The 14,795-nt window shown below is 46.4% G+C and carries 12 protein-coding genes; 7 read left to right on the forward strand and 5 right to left on the reverse strand.

Annotation, left to right across the window (positions count from 1 at the left end):
* The first annotated feature begins 51 nt into the window (after nucleotides 1–51).
* Nucleotides 52–762 carry a TetR/AcrR family transcriptional regulator gene (locus AACT23_RS06485; RefSeq protein ID WP_013867941.1) on the forward strand — a complete coding sequence of 237 codons (711 nt, stop codon included), beginning with the start codon at nucleotides 52–54 and terminating at the stop codon, nucleotides 760–762.
* Nucleotides 763–772: 10 nt separating this feature from the next.
* Here the strand turns inward: AACT23_RS06485 and AACT23_RS06490 are convergent, their stop codons facing one another.
* Nucleotides 773–2,038, reverse strand: coding sequence for a DEAD/DEAH box helicase (locus tag AACT23_RS06490; RefSeq protein ID WP_017047353.1), 1,266 nt, complete (start codon nucleotides 2,036–2,038; stop codon nucleotides 773–775).
* A gap of 607 nt (nucleotides 2,039–2,645) precedes the next feature.
* Between AACT23_RS06490 and AACT23_RS06495 the strand changes: the two genes are divergently transcribed.
* The gene (locus AACT23_RS06495) at nucleotides 2,646–3,863 is read left to right on the forward strand and encodes an aromatic amino acid transport family protein (RefSeq protein WP_017046094.1); all 1,218 of its coding nucleotides are present in this window, start codon (nucleotides 2,646–2,648) and stop codon (nucleotides 3,861–3,863) included.
* A gap of 187 nt (nucleotides 3,864–4,050) precedes the next feature.
* Complete coding sequence (locus AACT23_RS06500) at nucleotides 4,051–5,478, forward strand: methyl-accepting chemotaxis protein (protein WP_176428619.1); 1,428 nt, start codon at nucleotides 4,051–4,053, stop codon at nucleotides 5,476–5,478.
* 95 nt (nucleotides 5,479–5,573) lie between these two features.
* Here AACT23_RS06500 and galE read toward each other — a convergent pair whose 3' ends face one another.
* On the reverse strand, nucleotides 5,574–6,590 hold the full coding sequence (gene galE, locus AACT23_RS06505) for a UDP-glucose 4-epimerase GalE (protein ID WP_029189705.1): 1,017 nt from the start codon (nucleotides 6,588–6,590) through the stop codon (nucleotides 5,574–5,576).
* A gap of 207 nt (nucleotides 6,591–6,797) precedes the next feature.
* On the opposite strand from galE, the gene AACT23_RS06510 reads away from it, so the two are divergent.
* From AACT23_RS06510 to AACT23_RS06520, 3 genes are read left to right on the forward strand one after another with little or no spacing between them, the layout of a single operon-like run.
* Nucleotides 6,798–7,541 carry a 5-oxoprolinase subunit PxpA gene (locus AACT23_RS06510; protein ID WP_088721589.1) on the forward strand — a complete coding sequence of 248 codons (744 nt, stop codon included), beginning with the start codon at nucleotides 6,798–6,800 and terminating at the stop codon, nucleotides 7,539–7,541.
* Nucleotides 7,542–7,594: 53 nt separating this feature from the next.
* Nucleotides 7,595–8,314, forward strand: a complete 720-nt coding sequence (locus AACT23_RS06515; RefSeq protein ID WP_094127122.1) for a 5-oxoprolinase subunit B family protein — start codon at nucleotides 7,595–7,597, stop codon at nucleotides 8,312–8,314.
* Nucleotides 8,311–9,240: a 5-oxoprolinase subunit C family protein gene (locus AACT23_RS06520; protein ID WP_176428620.1), complete on the forward strand. Its 930-nt coding sequence runs from the start codon at nucleotides 8,311–8,313 to the stop codon at nucleotides 9,238–9,240. The genes AACT23_RS06515 and AACT23_RS06520 overlap by 4 nt, the downstream gene beginning before the upstream one ends.
* 44 nt (nucleotides 9,241–9,284) lie before the next feature.
* Here the strand turns inward: AACT23_RS06520 and AACT23_RS06525 are convergent, their stop codons facing one another.
* From AACT23_RS06525 to AACT23_RS06535, 3 genes are all read right to left on the reverse strand, one after another.
* Nucleotides 9,285–10,766, reverse strand: a complete 1,482-nt coding sequence (locus AACT23_RS06525; protein ID WP_094127126.1) for an FAD-dependent oxidoreductase — start codon at nucleotides 10,764–10,766, stop codon at nucleotides 9,285–9,287.
* A 275-nt stretch (nucleotides 10,767–11,041) separates the two neighbouring features.
* Nucleotides 11,042–13,483: an ABC transporter permease gene (locus AACT23_RS06530; RefSeq protein ID WP_094127128.1), complete on the reverse strand. Its 2,442-nt coding sequence runs from the start codon at nucleotides 13,481–13,483 to the stop codon at nucleotides 11,042–11,044.
* Nucleotides 13,483–14,157, reverse strand: a complete 675-nt coding sequence (locus AACT23_RS06535) for an ABC transporter ATP-binding protein (protein WP_013867953.1) — start codon at nucleotides 14,155–14,157, stop codon at nucleotides 13,483–13,485. Before AACT23_RS06535 ends, AACT23_RS06530 begins: the two co-directional genes overlap by 1 nt.
* Here AACT23_RS06535 and tesA point away from each other — a divergent pair.
* Nucleotides 14,156–14,758, forward strand: a complete 603-nt coding sequence (tesA, locus tag AACT23_RS06540; RefSeq protein ID WP_069212086.1) for a multifunctional acyl-CoA thioesterase I/protease I/lysophospholipase L1 — start codon at nucleotides 14,156–14,158, stop codon at nucleotides 14,756–14,758. The genes AACT23_RS06535 and tesA overlap by 2 nt on opposite strands.
* The last annotated feature ends 37 nt before the right edge of the window (nucleotides 14,759–14,795 follow it).

Below are 14,795 nucleotides of genomic sequence, written 5' to 3' on the forward strand. Positions count from 1 at the left end.
CTCTCAAATCTGGTACAACTGCGCTCGTTAAAAAATGAGACGAGTTAAAAAATGACCAAAAGACAAGGCCGCCGAAGTGCCACTGATGCCCAAAAAACCAAAAGAGACATTCTAGTGGTCGCTGCGGATCTGTTTTGCGAGCTAGGTTATGCACGAGTGTCATTACGAACGATCAGCGAAAAAGCTGGGGTTTCGCACAGTTTGCTGCGTCATCATTTCGGTAGTAAAGAGCAAATATGGCGCAGTATCAGCGATGGTCTCCATCTTTATATGGAGAATTATTTACGTCATATATTAAAAGAGATCCCAGCCAACACCCCCGCCAACGTGCAGTTGTATTTGTTCATTGTACGGCTGCTCGCGCATATGCTGACCGTCAAACAGCCGATTCAACTGATCGCCGATGCGGTAAGGCAAGAAGATGCTCTGTTTGATTATTTTATCGACAGTGCAGGTGAAATTGAGCAGCTCGTCGAACAACTTGCCGAGCAATACAACCGTGAATTTTCAGCCACACCAATAAAGGTGTGGGAGATAAAATGGCAGATGATCATGTACGCGCACGGCGCGGCGAGCCTCACGCCATTTTTAAAAGAAACATGGTCAGATGAAACTCAAGATGTGAACCAATGCTTACTAAAACATTGGCAACTCTTTAATGACTTGATGATCGCCAAGTTCCATATCGACGAAGCTCAGACGCTCTGTCCGAACTCCATCAATGAGTTGCTGTATGATATTGAATGTGACTGGGCCAGATAAAGCGGGCGCTTTATCGCTTACCTCTACCTGCATGGATGTTTAGTTTTGCTTTCATCTTTCTTTTTTCCGCTGAACGGCTAGGTTTACGGCTGCTACGCTCAGTCGGTAAGGCTTCCAACAAACTCGGCTCAAACCCTTTTAACCACTCTTGTGGCAGGCGTTGATTGAGTAAGGCCTCTATCGCTTCAAGCAGATACTCTTCATCTCGGCTCATCAAAGAGACCGCGAAGCCCGTTAGCCCGGCCCGACCTGTGCGACCAATACGGTGCACGTAATCTTCCGCTTTATAGGGCATGTCGTAGTTAACCACTTGCTCAAGTTGCTGAATGTCAATTCCACGAGCTGCAACATCGGTAGCGATCAACGCTCTAACTTTACCTGATTTAAAATCATCCAATGCTTTTTGGCGCGCCCCTTGGCTTTTATCGCCATTGATCGAGGCCGCTTTGATGCCGTCCAATTTCAGTTCTTTGGCTAGCTCATCGCTACCTTGTTTGGTTTTGGTAAATACCAAGACTTGCTGCCAATTACGTGAACCAATTAGATAAGCTAATAACTCGCTTTTACGTTTTTTATCCACTGGATAAACGATCTGTTTTACAGTATCAGCGGTCGCGTTGGCCGGTGAAATTTGCACGCCGACAGGGTCGCGCATCATTTTGTGTGCTAATGCTTTGATTTTGTCATCAAAGGTGGCCGAGAAAAACAGCGTTTGGCGTTCATCATTCATGCGTTTCAAAATACGTTGGATATCAGGCAAAAACCCCATATCGAGCATGCGATCGGCTTCATCCAGCACCAACACTTCGGTTTGCGTCAGGATAATGTTGCGCACAAAAAGATGATCAATTAACCGCCCCGGCGTCGCAATTAAAATATCCGCACCTCCACGTAAATTACGTGTTTGCACTTGCATGCTGGTTCCACCATACGCGGTGACAATCTTCAATGTAGTGCTTTGTGCATAAGCACTTAAGCTATCAAACACTTGTTGAGCCAGCTCACGAGTCGGAACCAAAACAAGCGCGCGCACAACTTTACTATTGGCTTCTCGCTCGGCTTGGTTATCAAGAAAACGTTGCAAAATAGGTAAACCGAAAGCTGCCGTTTTGCCGGTACCCGTTTGCGCCCCAGCCATGACATCTTTACCAGCCAAAACATGCGGGATAGCTTGAGATTGAACATCCGTCGGTTGTTCAAAACCTAAAGATTGCAGAGCGCTAACTAATGTGGTTGAAAGTCCTAAACGTTGGAATGGGTGCACAGTATCAGACATTGCAGCTTACCTATTGGAAATCAGGGCGCGGATTGTAACAAAGCGCAAGGTAATCGCCTATTCAAAATCAGCGGAAATCAATAGTGTTAAGGAATTGATACACGAGGGGGGAATGTAAGGAGCATAGCCAGCATAGGCTGCTGGCTGGTACTATTCTGCGCTCTGTTCAGAGCATTCATGAGATACAGAGTCATAATCGGATAAATCAAATCCGATCTCCATGGCGTCGAGCCACTCTAAGCACTCATCGTTTTTATATTGGTCACTCATTAATCGACCTCCTTTGATATTTACTGAGACGGGATTATCACGTCGCAAGATCCTTTTTAAATGATTTATATGACAGTTTTTTGAAAGCGAATAGTCAAATTAATCATCACCACAATATCTATCACAGCGAAACGATTTCGACCACTCTTATTTAGCCGCCATCTTGCCATGTAAACAAAAAAATACACTCATGGATTTTTATTTTTACAAAGCTGTTGAAAATGAATCCGAAGTTCTACAATATAGCCCAAAATGAGTGGATTAATGGTCAACACCCCGTTGTATTCATATATATCACTCCCTGAAACACAACATAACGTATAAAGAACTTTACACCATGACTCAATCAAAGATTTTCGGCAGTACTTTGATCATCGCAGGGACCACTATCGGTGCAGGCATGCTAGCTCTACCGCTCGCTTCTGCAGGTATCGGCTTTGGCACATCATTACTGATTATGATCGCCCTCTGGGCATTAATGGCTTTCACTGCATTGTTAATGGTTGAAATCCATCAATATGCAGACAAAGACGCCACCTTACATACATTGGCTAAACAGATCTTAGGGCAAAAAGGAAAATGGGTAGCGAGCTTTGCTATGCTATTTTTGTTCTATTCGCTTTGTGCAGCTTACATTGCTGGTGGCGGCGCACAATTCACTCATCGCCTGACAGAGTTTGCTGGCATTGAGATCAGCAATCCGTTGGGCACCTTGCTTTTTACTTTACTGGTTGCACTTGTGGTGACGATCGGCACCAGCACGGTTGATAAAGTGAACCGCCTGCTGTTTGCCGGTAAAATGGTCGCGATGATTATAGTGCTCTCATTTCTTGCACCTAATGTTTCTCAGTCATACTTGCTTAGTATGCCACTTGAGCAAGGCTTAATCGTTGCTGCAATTCCCGTCATTTTCACCTCATTCGGTTTCCATGGCAGTATTCCGGCGATTGTGAATTACTTAGATGGCGACACCCCTTCGCTGCGCAAAGCCATCTTAATTGGTTCTGCTATCCCGTTGATTATTTACATTTTTTGGCAGATCGTCACGTTAGGTGTCGTTAGCCAACCTCAGCTGGTTGAGAATTCCGGCCTGAGTGCGCTAATTGTGACATTAGGGCAAACCGTTCATCAATCCAATTTAAGCAGCATTATTGGCGTGTTTGCCGACCTTGCACTTTTGACGTCATTCTTAGGCGTAAGCTTGGGCTTGTTTGAATTCATGGGCGATACGATTAAGAAAAAGAACATTCCATTGCACCGTATGGCTGCCTCCGTCATCACCTATCTGCCACCATTAGTCTTTGCGCTATTTTACCCTCAAGGCTTTATTATGGCGCTCGGTTACGCAGCTATTGCGTTGACTATTTTGGCCATATTCTTACCGATTGTGATGGTGATTAAAGTGCGTTCAAACCAAGTATTCCAACTGCAGGGTGAAACACAATATCAAGTCAGAGGCGGCAAACTGGCTTTGACCATGACAGCAACCATTGGTTTGATGATCGTCACTTCGCAAATCTTTATTAGCCTTGGTGTGCTACCCGCTCTGGGTTAATCAATTAAAGTTAAAAGTGGGGAGAGTAATATTACTCTCCCCACTTTTTTTAACCTAAAATAAGATCAAAGTCTCAATCTTGATATTTAAGTCAACATTCATTTCATAAAATTCTGCACGAACACACACATTTAGCCTTAGTATATTTATAAAATTTACTATTACTTTTTTGCATATCGGAGCAGCAATGAAAGAAGTTCAGTTCAGGACGATTGACCGCGTGTTCATTAAAATGTCAATTAATGACAAGATGTGGGTGATCTTCGCTTTATTCCTCACCGCTTTAAGCTTTGTCGCAGGAAATCGCTATGTTGATTCACTGGCCCAGATAGAAGCGCAATCGAAGTTGGCCGTTGAGTACAAACTGCAAGGTCTGCTTGCCAGCGGCGCAGATCCACAAACCCTTTCAGCGGTTGAAACTCGCCATTCTTTAGCCGCAACTAGTTATCAAAAAGGGGTGATTACCGCCACAGCAAAACACAGCGATGGCAAAGTTTACGCACTGACAGAGAATCTCTCTTATCTTGAAAAAGACGCTCAGCGATCGGCACTCTCGACTTTTCTGTTGAGCTATTTGTGGGCAATCCCTTTTGCTATTTTCCTCTATTGGGTCGCTACTTTTATTGGCGGTGCATTGTGGGTGCTATACACAACAACCTTGAAAATTTCAAAAGGTGATTTAACTTCACGATTAGGTTTTCATCCCGGTCGAGATGAGTTTGGTACCATCGGCTGCGCGCTCGATAACGCCATGGACACCTTGACCGAACTGGTAGTTTCAGTAAAACAAAACGCCACCACTCTCGGTGAGACATCCAGCTCTTTTGCCCATGAGATGAAAGAGAGCGAGCAACAAATCAGTAGCCAATACGCTTCCTTGGATTCCGTCGCCACGGCCATGGAAGAGATGACGGCCTCGGCGCAAGAAGTGTCCACCATTTCCCAACAAGCCAATCGGCAAGCCGATCAAGATTCAAAACAAGCGGAAGAGAGCTCACAGCTAGTCCAGCAAGCAATTAATGAAATTTCCCAGTTGTCAAAATTCATTGAGCAAGCTTCTCATTCGGTTTCAACATTGAATGAAAATACGGTGCAGATTAACGATGTGATCACCACCATCAATGCCATTTCGCAACAGACAAACTTACTGGCATTGAACGCTGCGATTGAAGCGGCACGTGCTGGTGAACAAGGGCGCGGTTTCGCCGTGGTAGCCGATGAAGTTCGCACCTTAGCTAGCCGCACGCAAGCGGCTACTGTTGAAATTCAATCCATGATTGAGAAGCTGCAAACCGAAAGCCAAGATATCGCACGCATTACTGAGCAAACGGTTAGTCAAGCTCAAACCAGTAGTGATTTAGTCGCTAACATCGGCAATAACGTCAATCAAATTGCTGAATCAGCAAAAATGATCAATGACATGAGTATTCAAATTTCAACTTCAGCCGAGGAGCAAAGCGCCGTTGCTAATGATATTGCTGCTGAGCTGAGTGATATTCGTACACAATCCAATGCGATTCGCAGTGTTGCGCAAACCTCATCGCAAGGTGTCGCTAGCCTTGCAAACGCTTCGCGCAACCTTGGTGAAATTTTAAGCCGTTATCGGACCAACTGATCATTGGATTGCTTGAGTAACCAAGTCAGATCAAAATAGCCAGTCATTTGACTGGCTATTTATTTCATTCATCGCAGAGAAGTTGAAGCAAGAGCTTAAGACTCAGGATAACCTTGTGGATTATTTGACTGCCAACGCCACGTATCTTGTGTCATCGCTTCTAGGCTGCGAGTCGCTTTCCAACCTAGATCCGCCATCGCTTTGCTTGGATCTGCCCAACACTCCGCAATATCACCAGCGCGGCGTTCGACCAATTGGTACGGCACGCTTTTACCTGACGCTTGTTCAAACGCTTTCACCATCTCTAGTACACTGTAGCCATTTCCTGTGCCTAGGTTATAAATGTGCAAGCCTGCTTGTTGGCCTACTTTTTCCAGCGCAGCAATATGACCATCGGCTAGGTCCATTACGTGAATATAATCGCGAACACCTGTGCCGTCTTTAGTTGGGTAATCACTGCCAAAAACAGAGAGAAATGCTCTTCGACCCACGGCCACTTGCGAGACAAAAGGCATTAGGTTGTTCGGAATACCTTGTGGATCTTCACCTAACTCGCCTGATGGATGTGAACCTACAGGGTTAAAATAGCGCAGCAGTGTAATGCTCCAATCTGGGTTGGCTTTATGGAAATCGGCCAAGCACTCTTCAACCATTAACTTACTACGGCCATAAGGGTTGGTCGCGCTGGTTGGGAAATCTTCGGTAATAGGCACTGAGGCTGGGTCACCGTATACGGTTGCAGATGAACTAAAAACAAGTGCCTTCACGCCAGCTTCACGCATGGCCGCCACCAGTACCAGTGTGCCATTAACATTGTTATCGTAATATTCCAATGGTTTTTCTACTGACTCACCGACTGCTTTTAAGCCTGCGAAATGGATCACCGCTTGAATATTTTGCGCTTTCATCACTTCAACCAGTTGTGCTTGGTTGCGTACATCACCATGGACGAACAGCGGCTTCACACCGGACACTTTTTCGATGCGCTCTAAAACCGATGCTTTACTATTGTATAAGTTGTCAAAAATTACGGGCGTCATACCGGCGTGGATCATTTGAATGCAGGTATGGCTACCGATATACCCCATCCCGCCTGTCACTAATACTTTCATTGTTTTTACCTTCTGACATTGGTTGTGCAAGTTTAACGACTTTCAACCTAAACTTCACTTATAAATCAATCTGCTTTAATGTTTGTCTATCAGGCCAATTCGCTCTCTTTCGGCCCGTACTTATCGCCAAACAATGAATCGGATCACTGTATATTGCTTTTGATTACGGCAAGTTACTCAACATGGACACTCAAGGATGTGCAACCCGTGACAAAAAGAACAATCACTCTCAATTGTGACATGGGCGAGAGCTTCGGTGCATGGCAAATGGGCGCTGATGAGTTGGTGATGCCTTGGATTGACATGGCCAATATTGCGTGTGGCTTTCATGCCTCTGACCCGCACGTGATGAGCCGAACGATTGAGCTGGCGATTCAATTTGATGTAATGATTGGCGCTCACCCGGGTTACCCCGATTTGCAAGGTTTTGGTCGCCGTTCAATGAGTTTTAGCGAAGAAGAGATCTGCGAGTTACTGATTTACCAGATTGGTGCACTCAAGGCATTATGTGAGAGCAAAAATGCCGAGATAAGCTACGTCAAACCTCATGGGGCTTTATATAACGATATGATGCGTGACAAATCTGTCTTTCGCGCAGTGGTCGATGCAGTTTCTTGCTTCAATGTGCCCTTGATGATCTTAGCTTCAGGCAATAACCAAGATTACCTTGATATCGCCGATGCTTATGACGTTCCATTGCTGTTTGAAGCCTTTGCTGACCGAACTTATCTCGCTAATGGTATGCTCACTCCAAGAGGCCAAGCCAATGCAGTGCTGACTAATGAAGAGGCGATCATCAATCAAATTAAACAACTGGTTGATTACGGAAAAGTGACCAGTTCGGATGGCTTTGTGATCCCTATCGAAGCCGATACGATTTGCGTGCATGGCGATAACCCGACGGCGATTGAACTGATAGAGAAAATCCGAATTTGTCTACGAGAGCGTTGAACCATTACACGTGTATCTCCTAGCGGCTACAACGTCATCACAAGGAGTGTTAAGTGACATTGAACTACAGCATTGAACCCGTTGCGGAATGCAGCCTCTTATTGCGTTTTGCTCACCCGCCATCGGCCTATCTGTCACTCGATATCGGACAAGTTGCGCAACAGATCATGGTGCAGTTTTCTGCTTACCTGATGAATGTCACCCCTTCTTACACTACCATTTTGATCGATTACCTTCCTTATCGTATAAGTCAAAGGGAGCTAGAGCAGCAATTGATCACAGCGATCGCGGCCTTATCTTTAACTGTGGAAGCCACCCACAATTTGGTTGAGCTTGGCGCTTACTACGATGAAAGTGTCGGCCCAGATTTGAAGCGCTACCATGCGCTTGGTTTATCCACGCAACAAGTTATCGCACTGCACACTCAAACGGTCTACACCGTTTGTGCCGTCGGTTTTGCACCAGGCTTTGCCTTTATGGCTGAAGTAGATGAACAATTACGCTTACCGCGCCATGCCACCCCACGCCTTAGTGTGGCCAAAGGCAGCGTCGCGATTGCAGAACAGCAAACGGCCGTCTATCCGAACAACTCTCCCGGAGGATGGAATATCATCGCCAATTGCCCCCATGCGCTCTTTTCTCCTCATCAAACACCAATGACGCCTTTTTCGATTGGAACTAAAGTGAAGTTTACAGCAATGACTCGCGAGGAATTTTTATCATTAGGAGGTGAAATACCTCAATTAGCCGCGCAGTGGGAGCACCATTCATGAGCCCCCTACTACAGGTGATAAAACCCGGTCAACTGAGCTTAATTCAAGATTTTGGCCGCTTTGGTCTCAGTCATATCGGTGTTACTCAATCAGGACCAGTCGATGATTACGCCTACAGTTGGGCCAACCATTTACTGGGTAACCGAGTCAATTTAGCAACGCTTGAAATCACGCTTGGTCAGGCGGAATTTCATGTTGAACACCCATGTATGCTGGCAATTGCAGGTGGTGATTTATCGGCCACGTTAGATGGAAAACTGATTGGTAATTGGCAAAGCTTTAGCACGCAAGCTGGGCAAACACTAAAATTTGGCCTAGCCAAAAATGGCTTAAGAGCTTATTTGGCCGTGCGCGGAGGGTTCATTGTGCCTCACCATTTAGGTAGTGTTGCCACCGTACCCAAAGAACAGCTTGGTGGGTTAACGCAAAACGGCGTACCACTGCAAGCAGGCGATTCACTGCACTTTAATCCCCACGCTATCGATAACAAACCCGTACACATCACTTTTCGTTATAAGCCTGATTATAATCTGCCACTTAAATTACGCGTCATTGAAGGCTACCAAGCCCTGCAATTTTCATCGCAGCAACTCGATCGCTTTTATCAAACCAGCTTCACTGTCAGTCAGCATGCCGATCGCATGGGCTATCGTCTTAATGGCGATACGGTTACCCCACCCGCGACACCTATTTTATCGGAAGGAATTGCTTTGGGGGCGATTCAAATCCCGCCAGATGGCCAACCGATCATTTTACTCAACAATCGCCAAACCATCGGCGGTTACCCTAAATTAGGGTGTGTGGCTCGCATTGATCTGCCCCGTTTGGCACAAGCAAAACCGGGGCAGAAAATACGTTTTGTCAAAGGTGATATACAAGGCCTGCAAGAGGTTTGGTGCCAATGGGCGCGTTATTTCGGCTACTAACGACTATCACCTTGCTCCTTTAGAAAACCGCAAGGTGTTACCAATCAAACCATACCGACAATTTTTGCTAATTCTTCAGGATAAGCACGTGCCTTAGCTAACGCGATGGCTTTCTCTTCCACATGTTCAAGAGCCAAACTCATGCTGATTGGGTGACGAACTTCTATCGATTGTAGCAAATCTTCATCGTTCACTAACTGCCAATACTGAACAATTTTAGTTGCCGCTTCCAACGCAGATGAACCTTTGACCACTTCGATTCGCGCATAATTATGAGCTTCAAACGTAACATCAGCGGCTCGTAATGTGGCATCTTGGCCGGGAATTTGCTGCGCACCAAACAGTGGCTTACCAGCCACTTGTGCTTGAATATAGTGTGGGATGAACTGACTCATGTGGTGTATGGCTCGTTCACTGCGCTCTTGCAGTGCGTCCTGTTGCCAACCGTTCTTAATTTTGCGTTCGAGATAATCAGGCAATACGGGCTGTGATGATCCAGCTTGCGAGGCCACTAACCCATCTTTAAATAACGTGATTCCCTCAGTCATACCATGCAACTGAAATAGACCATCAGCATACGGTGTTAGCTGAGCCATTCCTTGTGGGGTGCCTCTTGGCCCGTGAAAAATCACTTCTGGCCATTGCTGGTCGCATTCTGCCCAACGGGTAACGTAAGCCGCTTTAAATTCCACCAAGCGTTGACGCGGAGCCTTAGCCAAATCATCGACTATTCCCGTTTCATAACCACATGCATTGACTAAATAATCGGCATGAATAACGTGTTCATGCTTTTGAGCATCCAGATAAACGAGCTGCCATTGCTCATCAATAAAATCAGATTTGATTAATTGAGCGTGCGTTAAAACTTGGCAATGAGGCATCGCCGCTAACGCAAGCTCAGCACTGGCCGCCAGCCGAAAAACACTCCAACCGTATTCTTGCACCGCAATGACTGGGTACTTCAACTGATTTAAATCTGCATGTTGAGCAAAAGGGATCACCCAATCATCGAATGATGTCGGTTGATCACTCTGTTGCTGAGTTGCTAATACCTGCAGTGCTTCACGGCTGTAGAGTTTGAAATACTCTTGGGGTTGACCAAGCTGCTGATTACGTGGGTCTTCATCAACCAATTGTTGATAGCTGCGCTGAATAAGCTCTAGCCTTGGCAATAAGGCTTGCGGCTCACCGCCATCACTATGCGGAACAGCAATCACAGTCGGTCGCTTATTCAGCGTGTGGGGATAGAGCCTGACGGTTTCAATCGACTGCTTAAGTAACTCAAGACACTGCTGCTGCGAAATTTCGCGATAGAGGTTACCGCCCGCGTGCAGATGGCAAATCGGCGGCCCATTGACGAGACCGGCGCTTTTCTCCAAAAGCAGCACATTGAGCCCCAGTTCTCCCATATGAACGGCGGCAGTGGCACCAGCCACACCCCCACCAATAATTGCGACACATGGAGAATCTGTATTGAACTTTTTATATGACATAAGATACGAGTACTCTGGAAAACCCGGATGCATTCTAAAGCTTGTAAAGCGTTATTAAAATCACATTTTTCACGTGGTCTTATCTGTTTTACGACTAACAAGCAATACGCATAATCGACAAATAACTTAAAAAATTGCTTGACTCAATAAAGCCAAAACGACGTTTTTTCAACCTTGTGAATAACAAAACTGCGCAACCCAAGGTAACTACGGGGCTAAGCGCAAATAGGCCGTTATCAAGCCGTCGAGTTATCCCAAACTTTATCCACTGTTTTTGTGGATAACTCAGTCTGGGATTATGGATACCGCTAGTTAAACTCTTTATTTATAGGGGTTAACAGCCGCTTAATTAAACTACTCACGACCAGCGATAATGTGCAAAACGTCGCCAAGGGTAGCACCAACCACATGCTGTAATGCGCCATAGGTTCTAGTTCAAAACCGAACTTCATGACGCTGGCCACCACCGCGTCAGAGCCAAGGCTTGCGACAACTCCGGCAATGAGCGCCATCAAACCGTATTCAGCCCAAATAGTCTGCTCGACGCGGCGCTTGCTGGCCCCTAAAGTGCGGTATAAGCGAATTTCTTGTTGCCTCTGGCTTAAACTTAAACGCAACAGAGTAAAAATCAGCAAAATACCAGCAATCACACCCATTGCAGCCAGCACTGTCACTGACCAGATAATTTGCGTCAGCAAAGTTTGAATCTTATCGCCCATTGCCCGGATATCCATCAAACTGACCGTAGGGTAAGTGCGAGCAAGGGTGGCAAGCAAGGCGTTATCTTGATCTTGCGCTCTGAAACTCACCAGCCACGTGGCAGGGATCTCCTGCAATAGGTCTGGGGTAAAAATGAAATAGAAGTTAGGCTTCATTTCTCGCCACTCGACTTGGCGAATGGAATTTACTTTCGCTTCCACGGTTTGGCTATTGATCACAAAGCCTAAACTATCTCCCAGTTCCAGCCCCAAATCACGAGCAACGTCCGACTCAACCGAAACGCCACCTTGCTCTGTCCACGATCCTGCCGTCAGTTGGTTATTGCTAGGTAGCGATTCTCCCCAAGTGAAATTGAGCTCTCGCCTCAACGCATCACTCCCCTCTTCACCTTGAGCTTGTTGCTTGGCCTCTATGCCATTAATGGTCGATAAACGCCCTCGGATGATCGGATAGGCTTGCGAACGCACAATGTTGGCGCTGTCTAACGTGTTAAGGTAATCATTAACTTCATTTGGTGAAATGTTGAGTGCAAATGCGTTATGAGCATCGCTGGGTAAGGTTCGCTGCCAATCAGAGAGTAAATCGGTACGCACTAACCAGATGATCGCCAATAACATTAACGATAGTCCTAACGCGCCGAACTGGACTCCGGTCGTGATTGCCGAACGATTGATTCGGCTGAGCGCTAATTTAAGCGCGGTAGAGAGCGGAAGACGTCCTAAACTACGAGCCACCAAAACACTGACCACAGCAAGCACCGCAAAAAGCGTCACGATCCCAGCCAACACAATCCACACTAAGAGATTATTCCAATAAGCCCACAGCATCGGCACTAACGGAATCAAGATGAGCAACCCATTACGGCGATGATTCGGTTTCGCTCGCTCTGTTTGCATGACATTGAGCGCACTGGTATCTAGCAAATGCAGTAAAGGAATGCCGAGTGCAGGAAAAGCGATCAATACACTCGCCATCAGCGCAATAAAAGCGGGTTTAGCGCCATAACTCGGTAAAGGCGTAGGCAATAAATCCACCAGCGGCACGCGTAATAAAGACTCTAGGCCAATGCCGATCAATACCCCAAGCACCGCAGCAGAAACAAACAAAATCACCACTTGTACGATCAACCATTGGCGGATCCAACGTTTGCTCGCTCCAAGGCTTTTTAACATGGCGATGGTTTTTTGCCGCGTAGAAACATAGTGCTGACAAGTCAGGACTAATGTGGTTGCCGCCATGATGATCACAATCGCTACGGTTAACGACAAATATTGCTCTGTGCGTTCAAAAACCTCATTCGTTCGGCTGGCGCTATTTCGGTCGCGCCAACGATCGCTAGGCGTTAAAGTAACGGGCTGTTTTACTGCTTCAATCTGTCCATCATCACCATTAATGAACACGCTAAATTGCACTCGGCTCCCCAATTGAAGTGCACCAGTACGAGCCACATCGTCTTGGTGGATCAACACCGCGGGCATCTGTTGAAACGGATTAAAGCTGAGTCCCGGCTCCTCAAGGATGCGTCCCGATACCGTAAAATCGGCATCGCCCAGCGTGACCTGATCACCAATTTGAACGTCTAATTGCGCAAACACTCGTTCATCTAACCACAGTTGATTCGGCGCAAGGTGCTGAAATGTCGTCACATCATCAGAAAGACGCATTTCACCGCGTAGCGGATAAGCACTATCCACTGCTTTGACAGTGACTAACTGCATACCGCGCTCACTGAATGCCATTGTCGCGTAACGCGTAAGTTGTGAAGACGGCAGTTGCAAGCGCTCGATCTGATCGAGCAATGACGCTGGGGGTGGGTTTGCGGAAACAAACACACTATCGGCAGTGAGTGCGTCTTTACCTTGTTTAATAATCACTTGCTCCATACGCTCAGCTAAGGCAGTCAGCGCAAAAATACAAGCAATGATCAAGGTTAACGCCACTGAAATAGGCCATAGCTGTCCGTGGCGGATTTCACCTAAGCTCCAGCGAATTAATCGTTTATTGAGTGAACGGCTCGACATCTCGCTCATTACCGCTCCTCCAACATACCGGCTTGCATGTGGAAAATACGATCACATTGAGCCGCAAGAGCGGGATCATGGGTAACCAGCACTAAGGTCGTTCCGTGCTGCTTATTTAATTCAAACAATAATGAAACCACTTTTGCCGCGGTTTCTTGATCAAGGTTGCCAGTAGGCTCATCGGCAAACAGCACTTTCGGATTGATCATAAAGGCTCTTGCTAGCGCGACTCGTTGCTGCTCGCCCCCTGAAAGTTGTGCAGGAGAGTGATGCATTCGATGCGATAAACCAACGGCCGTCAACAAGGATTTAGCACGATCCACATCCTCTTTTTCGCCTTTTAACAAACAAGGTAGCGTCACGTTCTCTAACGCAGACAAACTTGGGATCAGCAAAAAGCTTTGAAACACAAAGCCAACCGATTGACTGCGGATCGCCGCACGTCCTTCATCGTCCAGTTGAGACAATGGCTGACCCAATAGCTCTACCTCTCCGCGTGTCGGCGTATCAAGCCCAGCCAACAGCGTCATCAGGGTTGATTTCCCCGCACCAGACGTTCCGACTATCGCCACGCTTTCACCACTTTTGATCTCTAGGTTTACCTCTTTTAGGATTGTTAAATGCTCTTGATTGGTAGAGACTGTTTTAGATAATGAATGTGCCCTAATAACGGATGTTTGCATGACTCGACTTCTTTCCTTGATTTGTATTTTATTATTCTCGGCTAGCGCTAGTAGTACCACACTCTTGATATTGGGTGATAGTTTAAGCGCCGGTTACCAAATGCCGATTGAAAAAGCTTGGCCTAGCTTGCTACCTAATGCGTTACAAGCTGAAGGTAAATCAGACATTGATGTCATTAATGCCAGTATTTCTGGCGATACAACGGGCAATGGCCTAGCCCGCTTACCGTCACTACTCACCCTGCATACCCCTGATGCGGTGCTTATTGAGCTTGGTGCGAACGACGGATTGCGTGGCTTCCCACCTCAATTGATCAGCAGCAATTTAACCGCCATCATTGGCCAAATAAAAAAAGCAGGCTCAACCCCTCTTTTGATGCAGATCCGCATTCCACCAAATTATGGCAAACGCTACAGCGATGCCTTTTATAGCCTCTATTCTGAGCTTAGCCTCCAACATACTGTGCCGTTACTGCCCTTTTTCTTAGAGCAAGTGATCATTAAACCAGAGTGGATGATGGCTGATGGCTTACATCCGACGGTCGACGCTCAGCCGTGGATCGCCAATTTTGTTGCGCAACATTTAGCAGAGCATCTCTGATTTTAATGCCTCAGCTCAATGAACTTTACCTAGTTTT

It is taken from the genome of Vibrio sp. V09_P4A23P171, from assembly GCF_963875615.1.
Classification (GTDB): domain Bacteria; phylum Pseudomonadota; class Gammaproteobacteria; order Enterobacterales; family Vibrionaceae; genus Vibrio; species Vibrio anguillarum.

Bases quoted from the DNA above. Each gene is read 5' to 3' on its own strand.
- AACT23_RS06500 (WP_176428619.1), top strand. From the start codon at position 4,051: ATGAAAGAAGTTCAGTTCAGGACGATTGACCGCGTGTTCATTAAAATG.
- AACT23_RS06530 (WP_094127128.1), bottom strand. From the start codon at position 13,483: ATGAGCGAGATGTCGAGCCGTTCACTCAATAAACGATTAATTCGCTGG.
- AACT23_RS06535 (WP_013867953.1), bottom strand. From the start codon at position 14,157: ATGCAAACATCCGTTATTAGGGCACATTCATTATCTAAAACAGTCTCT.
- AACT23_RS06525 (WP_094127126.1), bottom strand. From the start codon at position 10,766: ATGCATCCGGGTTTTCCAGAGTACTCGTATCTTATGTCATATAAAAAG.
- AACT23_RS06495 (WP_017046094.1), top strand. From the start codon at position 2,646: ATGACTCAATCAAAGATTTTCGGCAGTACTTTGATCATCGCAGGGACC.
- galE (WP_029189705.1), bottom strand. From the start codon at position 6,590: ATGAAAGTATTAGTGACAGGCGGGATGGGGTATATCGGTAGCCATACC.
- AACT23_RS06490 (WP_017047353.1), bottom strand. From the start codon at position 2,038: ATGTCTGATACTGTGCACCCATTCCAACGTTTAGGACTTTCAACCACA.
- tesA (WP_069212086.1), top strand. From the start codon at position 14,156: ATGACTCGACTTCTTTCCTTGATTTGTATTTTATTATTCTCGGCTAGC.
- AACT23_RS06520 (WP_176428620.1), top strand. From the start codon at position 8,311: ATGAGCCCCCTACTACAGGTGATAAAACCCGGTCAACTGAGCTTAATT.
- AACT23_RS06485 (WP_013867941.1), top strand. From the start codon at position 52: ATGACCAAAAGACAAGGCCGCCGAAGTGCCACTGATGCCCAAAAAACC.